This is a genomic window from Pseudomonas sp. GW101-3H06 (assembly GCF_059424605.1).
This window is the reverse complement of the sequence record NZ_JBWKZO010000001.1, coordinates 1,795,846-1,816,045: the sequence shown is the minus strand read 5'-3', so window position 1 is coordinate 1,816,045 and position 20,200 is coordinate 1,795,846. Positions and strand designations below refer to the sequence as shown.

The following is a 20,200-nucleotide window of genomic DNA, read 5'->3' as shown; positions in this document are numbered from 1 at the left end:
CAAAAAGGCCCGCATGTTCAAGCATGCGGGCCTTTTTTATTGCCTTGCGCGCAACCCGTCAATTTCAGGCAACCGCACTGCGCAGCGAGCTTTCCTGCACCGCTCGCCCACCTGTTTCCAGCCTTTAAACCGATAGTTTTCTTTTTTACTCATGGCACTTTGGTTTGATTGAACTACCTTCAAACAATAAGAAGTCATAACGGCTCGAGTTTCAACGTTAGCTTCAGTGATCAGATAGCGGATTGGCAAAAGGAGTTACCTCACTATGATCCTGACAGGCACTTTCCGGCTCGGTACTTTCGTTGCCGGTAACTTTCCAGGGGAGCCACGTCGGCGGACAGCGCCGTCCATGGTCGCTTGCATCGCTCTGGCGGGCAGTCCAGGTTACCGGATCACTAAAAACCGTTTTAGCAAAGGTCGTTCGCTATCTACCTAGATCAGCGAGTTGTGCCCGTTTATGTGTGTGTCACGCAAAGAGTAAAGCCAGGGCCATGGATACGTGAGTCTGGCGCATTGGGGGGGATAGTCCGATCCCCGTGAAGTGATCAGACAACTGAGTCTGCCTAAAGATGGCCTATCCAGCGAGGATGTACTTTATGAGCTTTCGTACCGAGCCCGCTTTGAAGCGAATTATCCATGGCCTGTTTTGGATGGGCATCAGCGTGGATGCGGCTCAGGCCGCGACGGCCAACTGCCCGCAACTGGACAGTTGGCCGACGACGTTTGAGGTCGGCCAGGGGCTGCAGAATGAACTGCGCAGCCCCGTTCCGGTAACACAACTGGCGGTGGGTGACCCGAAAATTGCCGACGTGCAACCCAGTGGCAACAACGCTTTCATACTCACGGGTATTGCGCCGGGGACCACTAGCCTGATGGTCTGGACCGCCTGTTCGAAAACGCCGCGCCAAAGCATGGTGTTTGTCAGGGGTAAAGCCACGTCGGCGCTGACCAGCGTGCCGTCGGTACCTTCCGACGACCCGCTGTTGCCGAGCCAGGTGCAGACCGATATCCGCTTCGTTGAAGTCAGCCGGACCAAGCTCAAGGAAGCCTCCGCCTCGATTTTCGGAGTCCGGGGCAACTGGCTGTTCGGCTCGCCGAGAACCTTGCCCACCATCGGTGGCATTGTCACGCCGTCGATACCGGTGAACAACGACAACTTCAACCTCACGTTTGCGACCGGCAGTACCCTGGTGGCGCTCAACGCTCTGGAGGGCAGCGGCTTCGCCTATACCCTGGCGCGGCCAAGCCTGGTAGCGCTCAGCGGGCAGAGTGCGAGCTTCCTGGCCGGCGGCGAAGTACCGATTCCGGTGCCCAGTTCAGGCAGCGATAACGTTTCCATCGAGTACAAGGAATTCGGTATCCGCCTGACCCTGACGCCGACCATCATCGGGAAAAACCGTATCGCGCTGAAGGTGGCCCCGGAAGTCAGTGAACTGGACTTCACCAACGCCGTGAACATCGCCGGCACGGTCGTCCCGGCCCTGAACGTGCGCCGTACCGATACCAGCATCTCCCTGGCCGACGGCGAAAGCTTCGTCATCAGCGGCCTGATCAGCTCCCGCAACAACTCCCAGGTGAACAAGTTTCCGGGGCTGGGCGATATCCCGGTTCTGGGCGCGTTTTTCCGCGACAACACCATCAACCGTGAAGAGCGCGAACTGCTGATGATCGTCACCCCCCATCTGGTCCAGCCACTGGCGGCCAATGCACAACTACCGACATTGCCTGGCGAGCAGCTGCGCAATTACGACCCGAACTTCTACCGCATGTTCTTCCTGGAAAATGGCGACTTCGACAGTCTCAGTGGGCTTTCGCAATGAACCGAAACCTGAACCGGGTTAGCCTCGCCCTCACTCTTGACGGTGTCTTTGAACGCTTGTCGGGCCCGCCTTATTGCCATTGGCCAGGCGCTCAACGTGTTGTAGCCAGAGGACATTCGATGAAAGCAGTCATTGCAATAGCGGCGACATTAATGCTCGCAGGTTGTGCCAGCAATGGCATGATTTCGCGACCGCCCGAGTGTGCCAAGCCCGGTTCGGAGCAAGAATTGGCCCTGAACCTGGCCGACAACATGGCCAACGAAGGCCGTTTGTATGCCAGCCTGGCGAATCTGGAAGGATTGCCCGATAGCCTGGTGCAGGTTCGCCTGCGCAAGGCTCGGGTGCTGCGCTTGATGGGGCGTAGTGAGGCTGGGCCCTTGTACGTAAGCTTGCTCGGCACTTGCCTGGCGGCTGAAGGGGAACACGGTCTGGGCCAGTTGGCCGCCGCCAAAAATGATAACGCCACTGCTGCCACTCACCTTGAGCGTGCGGTGAAGATGGCCCCCACCGACGATAGAATGCGAAATGACCTGGGGGTCGTCTATCTCAATCAGCGACGGATCCCTGAAGCACGCTTTGAGTTCATGACCGCCATGGAGCTCAAGCAGGCAAACACACTGGCGGCACTCAATATGGTGACACTGCTGATCTACCAGGATAACTGGAAGGCGGCTGCCGAACTCGTGACCCGCGCCGACTTGAACCCCAAGCAAGTTGCAGAAGCTCAAACCCGCGCGGAAAAACTCAAAGCCACCGCGAAAAAAGTGGTGACTTCCGAAGGAGCTCGCACGACTGAGGTAGCCGATGCCTCTTCCAGTGCGATCAAGTAGAACGTACGAGGAATCGAGATGAAAACCAAAAGGCTGTTGATCGTGTGTATGGTTTGTCTGTCCACCACTGCCTGGGCTATTGAGCCGGGGCCCTCCTCGCCGTATCAACAAGGCACCGAGCAGTGGTTGCAGTTGCAGATTCGCGGTGTGGTTGCCTCCCCTAAACTGCAAACCGCCTCGGCCACCGAACGTGACCTGGCCATGCAGCGCTGGCTCAATAGCTTCAACTACCCGATTCCGGAATTTTATGACCAGGACACTGGGGGAGAAATCACTACCGGTAACTGAGGGATATCAATGGGTAATCAGCCTCTGGTGTAGTCCAGAGTGGCCTGGCTGTAAAGCCGGGCTTGATTTTGTGTGCAGGAAAGAGAGTTATCCAAACATTTTCCAACCCTGGCCGGATTACCCTGGAGCTGCCGCAGGCCGCTCCGGCAGGGGTGTGGATTCATGGCAGGAAAGTGTAGATCAGGCTCAGGTGGCAAGGCTGTCGCCGGCGACAGCCTCCGGTGTTTTTACCTCACCCGAATGCTTTGAGTACCCCGATCAGGGCCGGGCCGATAGCGACCAGAAAGAAACTTGGCCACAGGCAGAAGATCAGTGGAAATATCAGCTTGGTACCGATTTTCGCCCCCATTTCTTCGGCGGCCTGCGTACGCCGGTCCCGAAATTCATCGGCGTAGATACGCAGGGTTTCGGCCACACTGGTACCGAAGCGGATACTCTGCGCCAACAGGCTGACCAGTCCTTGTACGTCATCCAGGCCTGTGCGCACGGCCAGTTGCTTGAGCGCCTCGGTACTTGAAATGCCCGCGCGGATTTGCGCATTGACCAGGGCCAGTTCTTCAGCCAGTTCGACCTGACTGACCGACATCTCCTCAGCCACCCGTTCGATCGTCGTGGGCAGTGCCAGACCCGACTCAACGCACACCACCATCAGATCCAGCGCATCCGGAAACGCAGCTCGCAGCCGGCCTTGTCGCAACTGCTTGCGCTTGGCGACGTACAGCGCTGGCACCAACCATCCGATAGCGGCCACCATGAACACCAACAGCAGCCCCATGACCAGGGTAACCTTGGGAATCATCGGCAACAGCAGCAACGCAATACCAACCAATAACAGCGGCAATATCAAGCGCACTGCCCAGTACATCTGCACCGCCGACGAGGAACGGTAGCCTGCATGCATCAACAGGGTCTGGGTGGCTGACGTTTGAGCCGATTCGGCCGAGCCAAAGCGCTGGCCGACCCGCTCCAGCAACAGTTGCAGGTTACCCGGAGCTTCCTGCCCGGTCGTGCTGCCCAAATGACCACGCTTGATCAGCGCCAGACGACGCTGCACCGGATCCTGAAGCCCCAGCATCAGCAAGATCACGGCGAAAACCGCAAGCACCGTACTCAAACCGATCGCGCCGAGGAACATCAGGCGCGCCAACTCCTCGTTCCCTGCGACTCGACTGAACAACCCGAGCAAAAAGTCCATGACCTGTACCTCCCGGTAGCGAATACCGCTCAAACCTGAATTCGGATGATTTTTCGTATCCAGAAAATCCCGATCAACATGGCGCAGAACGCCCCGATAATGAGCTTGTGGCCTACGGGATCATTGATCAGCACAGGCATGTAACTGGGGCTGGTGATCAGGATCGCAATCGCCAGCACGAAGGGAATTGCCACCAGCACCCAGGCCGACATGCGCCCTTCCGCCGACAGGGTCTTGATTTTGCGCTGAAAGCGGAAGCGCCCGCGAATCAGCCGACTCAGACGCTCCAGCACTTCGGTCAGATTGCCGCCGGTCTCGCGATGGATGAGGATCGAGGTCACTAGCATCATCACCGTCATGCTCGGCATCCGCTCCAGCAGGCCGAGCATGGCCCGGCGCACATCGTTGCCATAGTTGATATCGGCGAAGGTCAGGCCGAACTCATGAGCGACCGGCCCCTTGTGCTCATCGGCTACCAGGCGCAGGGTTTCGTTGAATGGGTGCCCGGCGCGCAGGGCGCGGCACATGGCATCCAGCGCATCCGGCAGGCCTTCCTCGAACGCAGCGAAACGCTTGCCACGGTCGCGGGAGATTTTCAGTATGGGCAACCAGAAGGTCGCGAAACCTGCTATCAGCGCCATCCACCAGACTGACGAAACCGTCCAGATCAAGATTCCCGCCGCCCCCCCAAGCACCAGCCCGAGCAGCAATACCCGATAGGCCCGGTACTCGTGCCCGGATTGCTCAATCATTTGCGTCAATGCCTCCATAAAAGGCAGCTGCTCAAGCCTGGCCTCCAATGGCGATAAACGCGTCAGGTATTTCTGTCGCAACACGGTCTGCATGTTGGGCTGATTGTTGGCTTTCTCCAGTACATGCAAGCGGCCACGGATGCGCTTGCGCACCTTGCCGGCCTCGCCGAATACCGGCACCGCCACGCTCTGGGACAGGAGGAAGACGGCGATAAACACCATACCCAGGAACATCAGGATAAACTCACCAGGAATATTGTTCATGACTGCCGTGCCTCCATCCACTCAGGCCTGAACATCGCAAGCGGCAACTCGATACCGCGCTTGGCCAGCACATCGCGGAAAGCGGGGATCATGCCGCTGGGCCGAAAATCACCGAGTACTTCGCCGTTTTCGCCTACGCCGTGGCGCACGAAGGAGAAGATTTCGGTCATGGTGATGATATCGCCCTCCATGCCGTTGATCTCCTGCACGCTGACCAGGCGACGCTTGCCGTCCTCCTGGCGTTCCAGCTGGATGACCACTCCGATGGCCGAAGCGATCTGTTGGCGCATGGACTTGATCGGAAAAGTCGCCCCGGTCATCGACACCATGTTCTCGATTCGCCCCAGTGCATCGCGTGCGGTGTTGGCGTGGATCGTGGTCAGCGAGCCGTCGTGACCGGTGTTCATCGCTGTCAGCATGTCCAGCGCCTCGGCGCCGCGCACTTCGCCGATCACAATCCGGTCCGGCCGCATCCGCAGGCTGTTGCGCACCAACTCCCGCTGGTTCACCTCGCCACGTCCCTCGATATTCGAAGGCCGGGTTTCCAGGCGCACCACATGGGGTTGCTGCAGTTGCAGTTCGGCCGAGTCTTCGATGGTGACGATCCGCTCGTTGTGCGGAATGAAACTCGACAGCACATTGAGCATGGTGGTCTTGCCGCTGCCGGTACCGCCGGAAATCAGCACGTTCAAGCGTCCACGGACAATCGCCTTGAGCAGCAGGGCAATGGCCGGGGTCAATGCCCCCACCTGGATCAGGCTGTCGGTATTGAGCAGGTCCACGGCAAAGCGCCGGATCGACATGCTCGGGCCGTCGATGGCCAGCGGCGGAATAATCGCGTTGACCCGCGAACCGTCCTTGAGCCGCGCATCCACCAACGGCGAAGACTCGTCGATACGTCGACCCAGGCTGGAAACGATGCGGTCAATGATGTTCAGCAAATGCCGATCATCGCGGAAACGCACATCGGTGCGTTGCAGCTTGCCGAAGCGCTCGACATACACTGAGTCATGGCGGTTGACCAAAATGTCGGACACACTGTGATCGGCCAGCAGCGGTTCCAGAGGCCCCAGACCGAGCACCTCGTCGGTAATCTGCTTGATGATCAACTGGCGGCTGGAAGAACTCACCGGTGCCGAATGCTCATCGAGCAGGCGCTGGCAAATATCGCGAATCTGCCGCGCGGCCTCAGCCTGTTCAAGAGCGTCCAGCAAGGACAGGTCCATGACCTTGAGCAACTGCTGGTAGATTTTTTCTCGCCACTCGGCCTCCACCGGAGTGACCTGACTTCTGGTTTCATAAAGAATGTCCGGCGTTGAACGTTCCCACGCCATTATTTCCTCTACCGGATCCAGCAGGTCGTCACCCGGCTGGCCAGCCGACGAAGGGGCGGGTTTTCCGGATTGTTTGCGCAAGCGGTTACGAAAGTCACTGATCATGGGTCATCCCCCGAAAAAACGGTTGAAGGCACGTTTGAGCAAGCCTTTGTTTCCGGCCAACTGGTTGCCGACAAGGTCCTCGGCCATGTCGCGCAGGGCAGCGGTGATCGCCGCCCTCGGCGCATGCAGCCCCAACGGCACGCCAGTGTTCTGACTCTGGCTGACCAGGTTGAAGTCGTTGGGTAATTTCGACAGATTCGTGCAACGCAGCGCCTCGCCGATATCTTTGAGGCTGATCGCTGCCGCCTTGTCATAGCGGTTGACCACTATCTGCAATTGATCCCCACGCACGCCCAGGTCTTCGCGAAGAATCCGCACCAGGGAACTGGCATCGCGCAGATGGCTGACGCTCTGCTGCACGACCACATACACCCGATCCACCTGTTCCAGCACGGAGCCGGTGAGGTGGTCGATTTGCCGCGGCAGATCGATCACTACCCAGCCATAGCTGGCGCGAGCCAACTGCAACAGGGTGTCCAGTTGCTCGGGCTGGGCGTCCTGCGGCAGACACAGCTCACCGGCCCGGCCACCCAACACATGCAAGGTCGGGCTGAAGTGACTGCAAAAACCCCGTAGCGCGATGCTGTCCATGCCATCGATCTGATGCAACACCTCCAGATGGCTGTGCGTTTGCGCCACATCCAGGTAATGCGTCACGCTGCCAAATTGCAGGTCCATATCCAGCAACAGGGTACTGCCAGCCTTCGTGCTGAGCTGCTGAGCCAGGTTGCAGGCCAGCAAGGTTCCGCCGGAACCGCCCTTGGCGCTCATCACGGCGATCAATTTGCCTTCTGCCCCACTGCCGCTGCGAACATCCGTGACCAGGCGATTCAAGGCGGCGACCAGTTCCGCCTCGGCAACGGGCTCCGGCAGCACGTCACGGGCGCCGGCCTGCATCGCCAGGCGCATGCCTTCCTGTTCGCTCAACAGTCCGCACACCAACATCGGCGGACGCTCATGGACCGGGCGCTGCAACAGTGCAGCCAGCTCTTCACGCCACAGGTGGCTAACGCGCAACAACAACAGATCGGGCATCCGGTCCAGACCGTAAAGCGGGTCGACATGCCCGTTGCTCACCAGCCGAGTGCTCACCTCCAGGCTGGGCATGCGTTGGCAGACCCCCTGCAGGTCGCGCAACGACGCGGCATCACGGCTGCTGATCAGCAACCGTAGCCCGGCTTTGCTGGTCGAGGTGGAGACTGGAGTTTCCTTGGTATTCAGCATGGCGTGATCTCCCCAGAATCGGAATGACGCCCGAGGCTTTCGCGTGGCAACGTTGCCCTGAATGCGGGCAAGGTAATGGGCACGCCGAACCCGGGAATAAACAGATTGAAAACGAAGTTTTGCAGACTCAACTGGACGTAGCGGATGGCACGGAATCCATTGCTCCCACTCGTGTCGGTGGGATTGGCTACCAGCGCGCCGTTTGCGTCCAGATACCTCAGCGTCAGGTTGGTGGTGGCCAGACTGCCAATCAGCTGGCTCGTACCTGCATCGCTCGCGGCATTGAATATCGCCCGCCGTAGAATCACCGGATCGCTGACATCGCACACCGCCGCCAGGCGCGTACCACGCCGCACGGCTTCATCCAGCGCATTGACCGTAAAGTACAGGCGGCCCATTTCCACTACACCGAACAGCAATGTGAACACCAGCAGACCTACGATGGCGAACTCCACCGTATAGGCCCCGCGCATGTGTTTTCTATTCATCACAACGCCCTCATCACGGTAGTGGCGACCAGCGGAATGCTCAGCGCGATCGGATTACCAAAAAAGCCTGGAATCGATCCGGCGCAATTGCCGCCGCCAATCACCGGGCAGAACGTATATGTGATGGTGACCCGCACATGGTCGATGCCTACCGGAGCAACGACCACGTTGCCAGTCGTCAACCCTGACAACACAGCGGTCCCGGTGTTGGCAGGCACGCCATACACTGCTACGTTTTTTGTCTGGGTCTGCAGCGTACTGCTCAGAGCGACCGCACCAATCGTAGAGTTCCAGGCATTGCTGGCGACAAAACGGTTAGCGTCGCGGCTGGCTTGTAGCAGGATGTTGTACTGATAGAGCATGCGGCCGAACTCACCGAAGGCCAGCAACAGCAACAGCATCACCGGCAGGACCAGGGTGAACTCCACCATGGCCAGGCCTTGCTGGCGCTGCGGATGTTTAAATCCGTGAAGTCTCATGACGCCTCCTACGAGTCAGTGCTCGGAGTGCCGCTGCCGTTGAGATAGGTTTTGTAGAGCTGAATGATCTGCGGGCCGGAATCGGTTGACGGAGTGGGGCCTGCCACGTTGTCGCCTTCGCACTCCTGCACGAACTGGCCGAATATCTCCGCGTCCGTGCCGCCGCCACTCATGGGCTGCACCACGAAGTAGCAGCCAAAACCAAGGACCGGGATCGAAGTTGAACCACCCTGTTTGCCGGTGCAGTTACCCACCACGATTTTCAACATCCGGCGTTCGAACACCCCGTTGCTCTCACAGCCAGTGCCCCCTGCCACGCACGCGGCAACGCTCGCACGCCAATCGTTGTAATCCAGTATCGCGCTGCCTCCCGCCGTGAGGTCACCGTTGCTTGAGGTGACGGCTTGCCCCTGGTACTTGGCGACTGTGCCGTCGTAAGTGATCGCGGGGTTGCTTGAGGTGGTCACCATATCCGGCGGATAGTCCGCGGCACTGACCGGGCCGTTGTAGATGCCAAAGCGCGTATTCAGGCCTTGCGAGGTAGGGCCGACCTTGTTGCCAGGCGCGGTCTGGACATTTTGCCCCACATCGCGACAGATATTGCCACCTCCGGCCAGATCCTCCCTGACCTGACTGCCGCCCGAGCCAAAATCGAGCAACTGAAAGTTGCCTGGACCAATGGGCGACGAATTGCCGGCAGCCGTCTTCAATACCTGCAAATCACCAAATTGAAAGCCCCAGAACATGCCCGCGTCCGGGTCGTATTGAGTAGGGTCGCCACAGACCATCAAAGGTGCGAGATCGCATGGGCTGGTAGGGCTGGGTCCAGCGGTGGCGATGGCCGCCACCGCTTTGGTTCCCAGGCCGCCAGCGCCGAATATCTGGGCAAAGTTCCAGAAAAACCCAGTCAGGCCATAACTCGGCACTGATACCCGAACGTACTTGGCATCCGTCGGGCCGGGATAGGAGAACGGGCCATAGACGCTGCTTGCCAGTTCCACCACGGCAAATGCACCGGCGTTGCCTCCGACAGCGGTAGCCAATTCGTTGTTGCCTGTGGCATTGGCATTCTGTGTCAGCGTATAGAGCGCGGCGGTGCGCGTCGTGCTGGCACTGTTGACGCCCCCCTCCACCTGACTCAGGGTTTTGGCGCCACTCAGGGCGGCGGCGTCCACTGCATTTTGCAGGCGCGTTTTGTTCAGCATTATGTGCCCGCCGTCCAGAGCCAACGCCGCCATCATGGCCATCGCCGCCAACGCGATCACCATCAATACGCTCACCGATCCTTCCTGGCGCCTTGGCGTCGAAGAGAACGGCCGCTGAATACGAAGATTCATCATCAAGCCCTCGTTTGCCGATTCTGATCCGGATCGGCTCCGCCAATACCGTTATGCCGGGGAAGCCCTGCGCCGTGTCAGCGAATTTTGACCTGATTGGCTTCGGTCCCGCGGATAACGGTGATAGCCCCGCCAACCTCGCCACTGCTGCGCTGTACCACGCGTTTTGGTACCGCGACGGCGGCCACAGTCATGGCCGGCGCGACAGGGGCAACAGCTGCAACGGTCGCGGTTTTCTTCTCGAGGTTCAGTGGGTTACGCAACGCCAGTTGCAACTTGCCTTCCGTCTGCGCCGTGACCAGGGCTTCCGCTTCAGTGACCGACATCTCCAGCGTCACTGCGCGCACCACGACCGGCTGGGTCTTGTCGGTACCCGCTGTCTGATCCACCGCCAACACCCGCAGGTTTTCGAGGATGGTTCTGGAGGTGGCGCTGTTACTGCCGGCACTCGTGGTTTTGGTCGCCAGTACATCGACCCGGTTACCCGGCAACAGGAATCCGCCGACACCGACCACATCGTCCACGCGTACCGATATGGCGCGTTTGTCGGGGGCAATCAAAGAGGCCAGGGTGCTGCCACCCAGGTGTTCACTCAGACGCGCTCCGCGCACAATGTCGCCCCGTAGAATGTCGAACGTTGCGATCTTGCCCACGGCTTTTTCGCTGGCATCGAAGGCATCGTCCGGAACCGTATCCCTGGGCATGCGTACGGTCGTGACCTGCTGGGCCTCGACCATCTGCCCGAATGGAATCTCTACCGTGGCGACCACCACGCTTCGAAGGTTGTCATCCGGGCTGGCGTTAAGCCGTGCGCTCAGCCAGGAGTTGGCCATCCATGCAGCCCCAAGTCCCATGACCAGGGAAGCGCCTATCAGGGTAAGCGTACGAGAGCTCATGTCAGTATCTCCGTATCAAAGAAAGTCGAGCTGGACAAAGTAGTTGTGCCAGGCCCACTCCAACTCTTTCGGTGACAATGGTCCGGAACCGCCCATATAACGCTGACGATCGAGCGCCATGTTCAGGAGATCGCGGGGATGGCAAGGTACCAGGGGCATTCCTTCACTTGCATAAAGCCTTTGCAGCACATAACGCACCAGCAACGGGTCATAAGAAAGGCCCAGACGCTCGCTTTCCTGACGCCAGATCTTTTCGTACTCCTCGGGCTTCAGGTAACCGAATTGCAGCTTGTAGCCAATCCGGCGAAGGAAGGCCTCATCGGCCAGCTCCAGGGGATTGAGGTTGGTGGAAAACACCAGAATCAGATCAAATGGCAGCTCGCAATGCCGACCGCCGCCCAGGTTGAGGAAATCGCGTTTCTCTTCCATCGGTACGATCCAGCGATTCAGCAACTCGGCAGGTGCCATGCGCTGGCGCCCCATGTCGTCGATGATGAACAGGCCATTGCTGGCCTTGAGCTGTAAAGCGGCCTGGTATTGACGGGTGAAAGGGTCATAACGAACGTCCAGCTGCTCCATGCTCAATTCACCGCCAGTGATGACAATCGGGCGTTTGCAGCACAGCAGTCGACGGTCAATCCCTTCGTTGAGCATCAGAGTGTTCTGTTGAGCACTATCATCGAGCCGTTGATGCACCTGCGGATCATAGATCTCGATCACCGACTCGTTGATGACGATGGCATACGGAACCCAAATGGCCTCGGCGAACAGGCGGATCAACCGACTGCTGACATAGGTCTTGCCGGTACCCGCGGGACCATAAATCATGATGGCGCGCCCGGAGTTCATCGCCACACCCAACTGATCGAGCATCCCCTCCGTGAGCACTACGCCAGCCAGGGCATTGTGCATATCGTTGGCGTTGATACGACCATGGTGAATAGTCTGTAGCTTGATCAGGGACCGATAGGTACTCACCGGGAACGGTGCCGCGCCTATATAACCGCTACGTGACAGAGCATCGCGAGCGGAACTGCGACCACGTTCGGTCAGACCATAACGCAGCATTTGCTGGCCGCCCCCTTGCCCCATCTGGCCAAGCACTTCGACACGACCATCCTTGCGCAGAAATCCCAGGACTTCTTCAAGTACCGCACCGGTGAGCGCCAGGCGTTCCACCAGCCGCGACATGTCCAGCACGCCGGCGTCGTGCAAATGCTTGCACACCAACTCACCGAGAAAACTGTCGCTCAGACCCGTTTCGCGGATTGTGCACGGCTGAGGAGCCAGTCGTTGCACCGCTTTCCGAACGCTGGGGTAGGCATCACTATCAACTATGACGTGCATGTCTAACCTCCGAATCCACCGGCAACTTGCCAGTAGACGCTGTTCAAAGTGCCGATCAATATTGCAATCGAATATGGGAAAGGCTTGCCGGCTACTTCATCTGAAGTTGGCGCCAGATAAGCCTGCGCTCTTAGAATCAGCCGATAGCGCCCCAGGGTCTGAAGCAGTTGACCGCGAAACAGCACGATCAAAAAACCGCATACGCCACCGGCCATCAGGCTGAACATTGCAGCCCACAACGCGAATTGGAACGGTAGAAAGCTGCCGACCATGGCCATCAACTTGACGTCGCCAGCGGCCATGCCACCGAAGGCATACATCGGCAGAAACAGTGCAAAACAGATCAGGATACCCAACAGGCTGTCACCCAACCCACTCACACCACCTGAATAAGTCTGGCTGGCCAATCCCAGGACAAGGCCTAACAGGACCAATGAGTTGGGAATACGGTGGTGAAGCAGATCGCTCACCACCGCGACGCCCAGCAGTCCTAGCAGTACAACGGTCGATACCAGCAATTCCATGGACATGACGCGTCTCCCCACTGCTACTTATTATTATGGGCAAGCGTTCCCACCGTTGACCGCGGCGCACAGTGCCGTGATCTTGGTGTTGACCTGGCCACCAAGCGCCAGGAATGCAGCGGCAACAGCCACTGTAATCAACCCGCCGGCCACTGCGTATTCCACAATGGTCAGGCCATCCTCGTCTTTGACAAACTTCAGTACCGAAGTCTTGATTGCTTGCAGAGTCATTTTGATCACTCCAGCGGTCATGCCGCTCATAACGTAAGTTGGCAGGGAAGACGCGAAGCCCATCAAGAAAGTTGCGCAGTGCCCCATCAGTCATGGAGGCAGTCGGCTGTTCTTTGGGCTTCGCTACGTCCCCCAGTGGAAATTGTTTTCAGCACGCTTGACCTTTGACCGCGGCGCAAAGCGCATCGATTTTGGCATCTACTTGAGTTCCAAGCGCCAGGAAAGCAGCAGCAACAGCTACAGTAATCAACCCGCCAGCAACCGCGTATTCCACAATGGTCAGGCCATCTTCGTCTTTGACGAACTTCACTACCGAAGCCTTGATTGTCTGCATGATCATTTTGCCCACCTCACTCGAATGTTGTTTTGTCTGAGGCAGTACTTTCTGCGCTGCCTGATGCAACCCTAGTCAGGGACAAGGCATTGGCGTTAGGAAGATTTTGCACATCGTTAGGATTTTTTTGCTGGGCGGCCAAAGACGAGGCATTGGCCTTTACAGAGGTAACGGGAGGGGCAGACAAGGCATTGAAACGCAACGGCAATTGCCATTGATTCGCAAGCGACAAGCGGTAAAAGCCAGGTTTGTCGAATGCGCACCAACAAACACGCGACCGGAGCTGCCCCTCAGAAAACGCATAGAGCGAATAGAACTGAATACCGTCTTTTCTATCAGGATTAGTTCTACAGCGTAATAGCACATTGGCCATACTGCTGAGCAAAGAGAGGCATTAAGAACTCTGGAGTAAAAATAGAGACATGACGTCCCATTTCAACGGAAGGCCAACCCTACTATGGTTCGATCTGACACACGATCGGTCCAGCAAAGAACTCATCGAGCAGTTTGAGGGTACCTGCAACTGCAAAATGGCGAAAAACTCCGTGCTGCCCATCAGGGAACAGGCAGACATGATCTGCATCCATTTTGATCGCCCCGACACTTCGGGGTTGAGGCTATTGCTGGAGATCAAACGCACCACCCCCACCATTCCGATCACCATGTTCACTGTGCAGCATTCAGAGGAACTGGCTGTCTGGGCGATGCGCTCCAGCGTCTGGGAATACATGGTGCTTCCGTTCTCGGCCACCGAGAAGAAGCGTTACCTGACCGCGGTGATGCAGCTCTGCGAACTGCGCCGAAATGCCAACGGCCAGGGCAAATCATCGCAGATCGACCACTCCCCAACCCTACCGGAAAGCATCCGGCTGACCTCAGGACACCAAAAACACCAAGCGCTGAGCAGCATCATGCTGTACATCGAACAGCACTTTCGTGACAGCATCGATCAGAGGGATCTGGCGCAGCGCTGCGGCATGACGACATTTCGCTTCAGCCGCCTGTTCAAGGAAGCCAATGGACTGGGCTTCACGGATTACATCCTGGACAAGCGCATGAACTTCGCCAAAGAACTGCTCGACAACAGTCAGATGCCTATTACCAGTATTGGCTATGAGGCCGGCTTCAAGGACCCTTCCTACTTCGCTCGAGCCTTCAAGCAATTCGCAAATTGCACGCCCAGTGAATACCGTTTGGCACGCCAACTCAGAGCGGCTGCAGCTGCGCAACTGGTGCTGGATGAAAAAACCAATGAAGCGCTCGAAAGCCTGGTGCAAAGCCTCAGCGGTTGAGGCTGTTTTTTACGCACAAACAAAAACGCCGCTCAATGAGCGGCGTTTTTGTTAAATATGGAGCGGGAAACGAGACTCGAACTCGCGACCCCGACCTTGGCAAGGTCGTGCTCTACCAACTGAGCTATTCCCGCAAATGGCGTCCCCTAGGGGACTCGAACCCCTGTTACCGCCGTGAAAGGGCGGTGTCCTAGGCCACTAGACGAAGGGGACACGCTACCCGGAACACATGGTGTGTGTTTCGGTGTCCAGATCCGCATCCGAAGACTTGGTTCTGGTTTCACTCAGCCCTGCCCGAAAGCAATGCTGTTTAAAATTGGAGCGGGAAACGAGACTCGAACTCGCGACCCCGACCTTGGCAAGGTCGTGCTCTACCAACTGAGCTATTCCCGCATTGGCGTCCCCTAGGGGACTCGAACCCCTGTTACCGCCGTGAAAGGGCGGTGTCCTAGGCCACTAGACGAAGGGGACACACTACAACATTCACTCCCTGCTTCGTTTCGCTGTGTGCTTTACGCTGCAAGTGGCGCGCATTCTATGGATGGATTGAGAGGTCGTCAACCCCCTGTATTAAATTTATTTAAATCAATGACTTCGCCCTGCTTTAACGCCCCTAACCGGATTTTCCGCCACCCGGTGTTTGGCGCCTATATTCTGACACTCACCAAGGCGTTATAGTCGACGCCATCAATGATGGCGATCTGCTTCACTGTTGCCAGCATTTATAAAGCAGGACTGCGGCCGATACAGGTTGAGCCTTCTCGAACCAACTCGTCGAGCGGCCTTGGGCGCTTAAATGCCAAGCCACTACACTCGACTCGCACGCGAACCCTATAAAAGAGGTCTTACCGGTGACACCACTCATGATCACCCTGCTCGTCGTAGCCGGGATCGCATTATTGATCGCCATTGGCTACATCAACCATGTGGTGGAAAACAATAAGCTGGAAAGGGCCCGTACCAAGGTTGAGCTCAATGATCGCCTGCGACGTTGCGGAGAGATTACCGAGACCTTCCCAGGCCAGTTGATGACACCGGCGCTCAAGCTGCTGCTGACCCGCCTGGAATTGAATGTCTGCCAACGCCTGCTGAACCTGGAAAAAACCAGCGCCAACCTCAAGGCGCGGATTACCGAACTGACGTCGCTGGTTGCACAGGGCGAGTCGATACCGGTCAACAACCCGCCAGCACCGATCCAGACGGAAGCCAAGGCCAAGGACGTGCGTTTCCTGCTTGAAGCCCTGCACGGCCAGATCACCCGCGCGGCCCAGGACGGCTTCCTGCCGCCCAACGAAGCCAAGCGCTGGATCCGCGAGGTCCGTCATATTCTGGTGCTGTTGCACATCGAATTCTTCAACAACCTTGGCCAGCACTCCCTGCAACAGAACCAGCCCGGCCAGGCGCGCCTGGCGTTCGAACGCGGTGTGCAATACCTGCGCAAGCAGCAGGAACCTCAGATCTATGCCGAGCAGCTGGAGTACCTGGAAAAACTCCTGGCCCGTGCCAACGCACAAGTCATGGACCGCATCACCCCGGTGGAAGGCGAAGTGAACCAATTGACCGAAGGCCTCAAAGACGTCGAGGCCGATGCGGACTGGAAGAAGAAAGTGATCTACGACTGATCATTCGAGCAAAGTAGAAAAGCCACCAGATCAGGTGGCTTTTTTTTGCCTTGCAGGCGCAAAGCTTGCTGGCGATAACGATTGATCAGCTGTATCGATGTTGACTGACACTCAGTCATCGCGAGCAAGCTTTGCTACAGGGATCGACTACAACCGGCGACTGTCAGGCCGCCTTCGCGAGCAGGCTCGCTCCCACGGGATACGCAATACAGTTTTAAAGCCTGAAATGCCCCACCATCCCCTTCAGCTCAACCCCCAGCTGCGCCAATTCGATACTCGATGCCGCATTTCCCTGCATCGCCAACGACGACTGATCCGCACTGGCACGAATACTCGTGACACTGCGATTGATCTCCTCGGCCACCGAACTCTGCTCCTCGGCAGCAGCTGCGATCTGCTGATTCATCTGCTGGATCAACGATACCGCCGCCGCAATACTTCCCAACGCACTTTCAGTCTGCAGCGCATCACTGACCGCCAGCTTCACCAGTTCGCCGCTGCTTTGAATCTGCTGCACCGACGTCTGCGCCGCCGAGCGCAAGGCGCTGACCAACCGCTCGATTTCCTCGGTAGATTGCTGAGTCCGCTTGGCCAGTGCACGCACCTCATCGGCCACCACCGCAAAGCCCCTGCCCTGCTCGCCAGCCCTTGCGGCCTCGATGGCCGCGTTGAGCGCCAGCAGGTTGGTTTGTTCCGCCACGCTTTTGATGACACTGAGCACGGTACCGATGTTCTGGATTTCCGCGCTCAAACTCTCGATGCTCGAACTGGCCGAGGTCGCCGAATCCGCCAGTTGCTCGATGCGCGCCATGCTTTGACGTACTACGAGCTGACCGCTTTCGACCTTGCCGTCGGCTGTTTGCGCCGCCACGGCGGCCTCTTCGGCGTTACGCGCCACGTCGTGCACGGTAGCGGTCATCTGGTTCATCGCCGTGGCGACCTGTTCGGTTTCTTCTTTCTGGCTGCTGACTTCGAGGTTGGTCTGTTCAGTGACTGTCGACAGCGATTGCGCTGAAGTGGCCAGTTGTTCGATACCCGCCTGCAAACCGCTGACGATGTGGCTCAGTCCTGCTCCCATCTGTTGCATGGCCTGCATCAACTGACCGATCTCATCACGGCGGGTCACTTCGACCGTTGCGCTCAAATCCCCGGATGCAATCTGCTGCGCCACACGAATCACACTGCGCAACGGCCCGACGATCAATCGGGTGATGACCCAGGCTGCAATCAGTCCGACCAGCAACGCCAACGCTGAGGAGCCGATGATCAGCAACGAGTTCTTGTTCAACTCTGCCTGCATCGACTGATCTTCGGCGATATAGGCCTGATCCACCCGCTCCATCACTTGGGATGCGCGTTGGTGCAATTGCTGATAGACGGTCTTTTCCTGCTCCAGCAGACCGGTGTACTCGGCGAGCTTGTCGCTGAAACTGGCGATATGACCGATCACTTCATTGAGAACGGTCTGATAACCCTCATCCTTGACGGAAGTTTTCAGCTGTTCGGCCTGGGTCAACGCCTGGCTGGCCTGTTCGATCTTGCCTTGCCCCGCGCTGTCATCCCCCTTACGGCTCTGGTCCAGACGCACGCGCGCTTCGTTCATGGCTTGCAACATCAACCGTGACACCTGGCTGACCTGATTGGCCTGCTCGACGAATTGCGCACCGTCCTTGCCCTCGGATTCCTTCAGGTTGTAGGTACCGTCATCGGCAAGCCCGGACTGCAACACGTCAAGGTTATTGGCCACGCTGGAGACCGACCAACTGGCCATTTCCAGCGCCAGGTCCTTGGCCTGACTGAGCGAAACAAACTCGTCGAACGCCTTGCGATAGGCGCCAAGGGATTGCTCGACATCGTTCATTACCGGCACATTGGCGGCAGACGCAGCCTTGAGCTGATTCGCCAGGGCGATCAAGCCATCAACGCCTTCGCGCAGGGCATCGGCCGTTTTCGGGTTGCCGTGCAAGGCATATTCTTGCTCCAGCAAGCGTACCTTCAGCAATCCACTGTTGAGCGACGACATTTGCTTGAGCCCGTCGAAGCGCTGACTGATGGTTTGCAGGGACCAGACGCCGATGGCCGCCACCAGGGCGGTCAACAACAGCACCAGCACAAACCCGATACCCAGTTTTTTTGCCATACCGAGGTTGGCAAAACGTCCTTGCACGGCCGAAATCATTGCACTTAGTCCCCTGCCATTATCTGTAGATGGAGATTCGCAACGGGCCTGTGGCAACACAAGTCTTTGGCGTCGGAATAATGGCAAAAAGCTACGTTCGCGTCGTTTTCAGAACACTTGAGGTCGATTCGCAGCGCTAGCCTGAAAAAATGCCCGGGCTCGCGGATCACAAGCACAGGCCACATTGATACGCTGCCAATCAGTGGCCGCACCGGCGGGACTGAAGGCCGTCGGCGATGACAGCAACACACCGAAGCGCCGAGCCTGCGCCTGCAGCTGTGCGTAGTCCGCCATCCGCGATCGCGCCCAGATAAACAGACCTCCCACAGGCTTGCCGAACACCTCCCACTCGGCGTCTTCGAGCAACTGCAATGTGGCCTGTCGATCGCTGCCAAGGCGCTGCCGCTGCCGCTGCACCAATTGGCGGTAGGTACCATTGGCCAACAGCCAGGCCAGGATCGACTCACTGAATCGTGAGGTGCCCATGCTGCTGATCATCTTGACCTCGGCCAACCGTGCAATCACCTCGGCGCCGGCCACTACAAAACCGACCCGTAACGAGCTGCTGAGCGTCTTGGAATAACTACCGACGTAGATCACGCTGTCATCCAGTGAGGCAAGGCGCTTGCCGGAACCGTCGTACAGGTCTGCGTAAACGTCGTCTTCGATCACCCGTACACCATGCTCTTTGGCCAGTTGAAGCACTCGCTGCGCCACCCTTGGTGCCAGGCTGCAACCGGTCGGATTGTGATGAAAACCATTGATGAACAAGCCACAAGGCCGATATTTCAGCAGTAACGCCTCCAGCGCCACGATGTCCGGCCCCTGAGGCGTTCGCGGGACCTCAAGCAGGCTGACGCCTTGTAGCCTGAGCAAATCGAACAACACGGGATTACCAGGGTTTTCCACCACCACGCAGTCTCCCGGTTTGAGCAACGTCCGTATGATCAGGTCCAGCCCCTGACTGGCCCCCGCGGTGGTCAGGATTCGATTGTCCCCGACGTTGATATTCCGCTGTTTCAGGCACTTCAGAATCTGCTGGCGCAAGGCTGGTAAACCCAAAGGGGTGTTGTAGTTGAACAAGCCGGCCATGTCGGTGCGACTGACTTCCCGAATTGCGTAAACCAGGTCATCTGTTTCGCGCCAACTTTCGGGCAAGCCACCACTGCCCAATGGCAATTGGCACAAGGAAGCGCCCTGTTGCCGCACAGAGATTGAAGCCGGGGTAGCCACGACATAACCGTCAGCACGACGCGGCTCCAGCACCCCTTGTGCGACCAGCCGATCACAGGCTTCGACGACACAGGACTGACTGAGCAAATTGATTCGCGCGATTTGCCGCACCGAGGGCAAACGCTCACCTGGCACAACCTCGTTGCGATGGAGCCAGCAGGCCAACCCATCGACGATTTGCTGTACGACCGGCACCAATGCCTGTCGATCGATACTCAATTCCATGAGCGAGCAACTCCTGTCTGGTTTGCGCAAACCAGTTAATCACAGGAGTGTTCGCCGGGATGTGCGACAACGCCGCCAGAATCGCCAGTTTCAATCATTTGAAACACACTTCAGGTGGCTGCAATAAATATCCAAGGCAACAAAAAACCTGTGGGAGCGAGCCGGCTCGCTCCCACAGGTCCGGTGTTTACTCGTTAGCAG

19 protein-coding genes, 4 tRNA genes and 1 pseudogene are annotated in these 20,200 nt (G+C 57.9%); 5 read left to right on the top strand and 19 right to left on the bottom strand.

The window, feature by feature from the left end; genetic code table 11:
- Positions 1–596 precede the first annotated feature (596 nt).
- From AC07ZE_RS08310 to AC07ZE_RS08300, 3 genes are all read left to right on the top strand, one after another.
- A complete protein-coding gene (locus tag AC07ZE_RS08310) occupies positions 597–1,820 on the top strand; it encodes a type II and III secretion system protein family protein (protein WP_207263168.1) in 1,224 nt (407 codons plus the stop codon).
- Between the two features lie 119 nt (positions 1,821–1,939).
- On the top strand, positions 1,940–2,650 hold the full coding sequence (locus tag AC07ZE_RS08305) for a tetratricopeptide repeat protein (RefSeq protein WP_207263166.1): 711 nt from the start codon (positions 1,940–1,942) through the stop codon (positions 2,648–2,650).
- A gap of 18 nt (positions 2,651–2,668) precedes the next feature.
- Positions 2,669–2,938 carry a DUF3613 domain-containing protein gene (locus AC07ZE_RS08300; RefSeq protein ID WP_207263164.1) on the top strand — a complete coding sequence of 90 codons (270 nt, stop codon included), beginning with the start codon at positions 2,669–2,671 and terminating at the stop codon, positions 2,936–2,938.
- Positions 2,939–3,170: 232 nt separating this feature from the next.
- Here AC07ZE_RS08300 and AC07ZE_RS08295 read toward each other — a convergent pair whose 3' ends face one another.
- The 12 genes from AC07ZE_RS08295 to AC07ZE_RS08240 form a co-directional block, all read right to left on the bottom strand.
- Complete coding sequence (locus tag AC07ZE_RS08295; protein ID WP_207263161.1) at positions 3,171–4,133, bottom strand: type II secretion system F family protein; 963 nt, start codon at positions 4,131–4,133, stop codon at positions 3,171–3,173.
- Positions 4,134–4,162: 29 nt separating this feature from the next.
- Positions 4,163–5,149 (bottom strand): type II secretion system F family protein, encoded by a 987-nt coding sequence (locus tag AC07ZE_RS08290; RefSeq protein ID WP_207263159.1) that lies wholly within the window; start codon positions 5,147–5,149, stop codon positions 4,163–4,165.
- Complete coding sequence (locus tag AC07ZE_RS08285) at positions 5,146–6,588, bottom strand: TadA family conjugal transfer-associated ATPase (protein WP_207263157.1); 1,443 nt, start codon at positions 6,586–6,588, stop codon at positions 5,146–5,148. Before AC07ZE_RS08285 ends, AC07ZE_RS08290 begins: the two co-directional genes overlap by 4 nt.
- A 3-nt stretch (positions 6,589–6,591) precedes the next feature.
- Positions 6,592–7,812: an AAA family ATPase gene (locus tag AC07ZE_RS08280; RefSeq protein ID WP_207263155.1), complete on the bottom strand. Its 1,221-nt coding sequence runs from the start codon at positions 7,810–7,812 to the stop codon at positions 6,592–6,594.
- A complete protein-coding gene (locus AC07ZE_RS08275; protein WP_207263153.1) occupies positions 7,806–8,300 on the bottom strand; it encodes a TadE/TadG family type IV pilus assembly protein in 495 nt (164 codons plus the stop codon). Before AC07ZE_RS08275 ends, AC07ZE_RS08280 begins: the two co-directional genes overlap by 7 nt.
- Positions 8,300–8,779 carry a TadE/TadG family type IV pilus assembly protein gene (locus tag AC07ZE_RS08270; protein ID WP_207263151.1) on the bottom strand — a complete coding sequence of 160 codons (480 nt, stop codon included), beginning with the start codon at positions 8,777–8,779 and terminating at the stop codon, positions 8,300–8,302. Before AC07ZE_RS08270 ends, AC07ZE_RS08275 begins: the two co-directional genes overlap by 1 nt.
- A gap of 8 nt (positions 8,780–8,787) precedes the next feature.
- Positions 8,788–10,119, bottom strand: coding sequence for a TadE/TadG family type IV pilus assembly protein (locus AC07ZE_RS08265; RefSeq protein WP_207263149.1), 1,332 nt, complete (start codon positions 10,117–10,119; stop codon positions 8,788–8,790).
- Between the two features lie 74 nt (positions 10,120–10,193).
- On the bottom strand, positions 10,194–11,012 hold the full coding sequence (gene cpaB, locus AC07ZE_RS08260; RefSeq protein ID WP_207263147.1) for a Flp pilus assembly protein CpaB: 819 nt from the start codon (positions 11,010–11,012) through the stop codon (positions 10,194–10,196).
- A gap of 15 nt (positions 11,013–11,027) precedes the next feature.
- Complete coding sequence (locus AC07ZE_RS08255) at positions 11,028–12,359, bottom strand: DUF8689 domain-containing protein (RefSeq protein ID WP_207263145.1); 1,332 nt, start codon at positions 12,357–12,359, stop codon at positions 11,028–11,030.
- Positions 12,360–12,361: 2 nt separating this feature from the next.
- The gene (locus AC07ZE_RS08250) at positions 12,362–12,889 is read right to left on the bottom strand and encodes an A24 family peptidase (protein ID WP_207263143.1); all 528 of its coding nucleotides are present in this window, start codon (positions 12,887–12,889) and stop codon (positions 12,362–12,364) included.
- Between the two features lie 27 nt (positions 12,890–12,916).
- A complete protein-coding gene (locus tag AC07ZE_RS08245; RefSeq protein WP_207263134.1) occupies positions 12,917–13,114 on the bottom strand; it encodes a Flp family type IVb pilin in 198 nt (65 codons plus the stop codon).
- Between the two features lie 148 nt (positions 13,115–13,262).
- Positions 13,263–13,454: a Flp family type IVb pilin gene (locus tag AC07ZE_RS08240; RefSeq protein ID WP_207263132.1), complete on the bottom strand. Its 192-nt coding sequence runs from the start codon at positions 13,452–13,454 to the stop codon at positions 13,263–13,265.
- Positions 13,455–13,870: 416 nt separating this feature from the next.
- On the opposite strand from AC07ZE_RS08240, the gene AC07ZE_RS08235 reads away from it, so the two are divergent.
- On the top strand, positions 13,871–14,740 hold the full coding sequence (locus AC07ZE_RS08235; protein WP_207263130.1) for a response regulator transcription factor: 870 nt from the start codon (positions 13,871–13,873) through the stop codon (positions 14,738–14,740).
- Between the two features lie 58 nt (positions 14,741–14,798).
- Here the strand turns inward: AC07ZE_RS08235 and AC07ZE_RS08230 are convergent.
- The 4 genes from AC07ZE_RS08230 to AC07ZE_RS08215 all read right to left on the bottom strand — a co-directional run bounded on the left by AC07ZE_RS08230 (position 14,799) and on the right by AC07ZE_RS08215 (position 15,211).
- Positions 14,799–14,874: transfer RNA gene (locus tag AC07ZE_RS08230), tRNA-Gly, on the bottom strand.
- Positions 14,875–14,877: 3 nt separating this feature from the next.
- Positions 14,878–14,953: transfer RNA gene (locus AC07ZE_RS08225), tRNA-Glu, on the bottom strand.
- A 104-nt stretch (positions 14,954–15,057) separates the two neighbouring features.
- A tRNA-Gly gene (locus tag AC07ZE_RS08220) sits at positions 15,058–15,133 on the bottom strand.
- Positions 15,134–15,135: 2 nt separating this feature from the next.
- Positions 15,136–15,211: transfer RNA gene (locus AC07ZE_RS08215), tRNA-Glu, on the bottom strand.
- Between the two features lie 392 nt (positions 15,212–15,603).
- On the opposite strand from AC07ZE_RS08215, the gene AC07ZE_RS08210 reads away from it, so the two are divergent.
- Positions 15,604–16,362 carry a hypothetical protein gene (locus AC07ZE_RS08210; protein ID WP_207263128.1) on the top strand — a complete coding sequence of 253 codons (759 nt, stop codon included), beginning with the start codon at positions 15,604–15,606 and terminating at the stop codon, positions 16,360–16,362.
- A 214-nt stretch (positions 16,363–16,576) separates the two neighbouring features.
- Here the strand turns inward: AC07ZE_RS08210 and AC07ZE_RS08205 are convergent, their stop codons facing one another.
- The 3 genes and pseudogenes from AC07ZE_RS08205 to AC07ZE_RS08195 form a co-directional block, all read right to left on the bottom strand.
- Positions 16,577–17,281 (bottom strand): methyl-accepting chemotaxis protein, encoded by a 705-nt coding sequence (locus AC07ZE_RS08205; protein WP_404940887.1) that lies wholly within the window; start codon positions 17,279–17,281, stop codon positions 16,577–16,579.
- A 204-nt stretch (positions 17,282–17,485) separates the two neighbouring features.
- Positions 17,486–17,662: pseudogene (locus AC07ZE_RS08200) on the bottom strand (HAMP domain-containing protein); the annotation flags it as partial.
- Positions 17,663–18,649: 987 nt separating this feature from the next.
- Positions 18,650–19,999: an aminotransferase-like domain-containing protein gene (locus tag AC07ZE_RS08195; protein WP_207263123.1), complete on the bottom strand. Its 1,350-nt coding sequence runs from the start codon at positions 19,997–19,999 to the stop codon at positions 18,650–18,652.
- Positions 20,000–20,200: the final 201 nt, after the last annotated feature.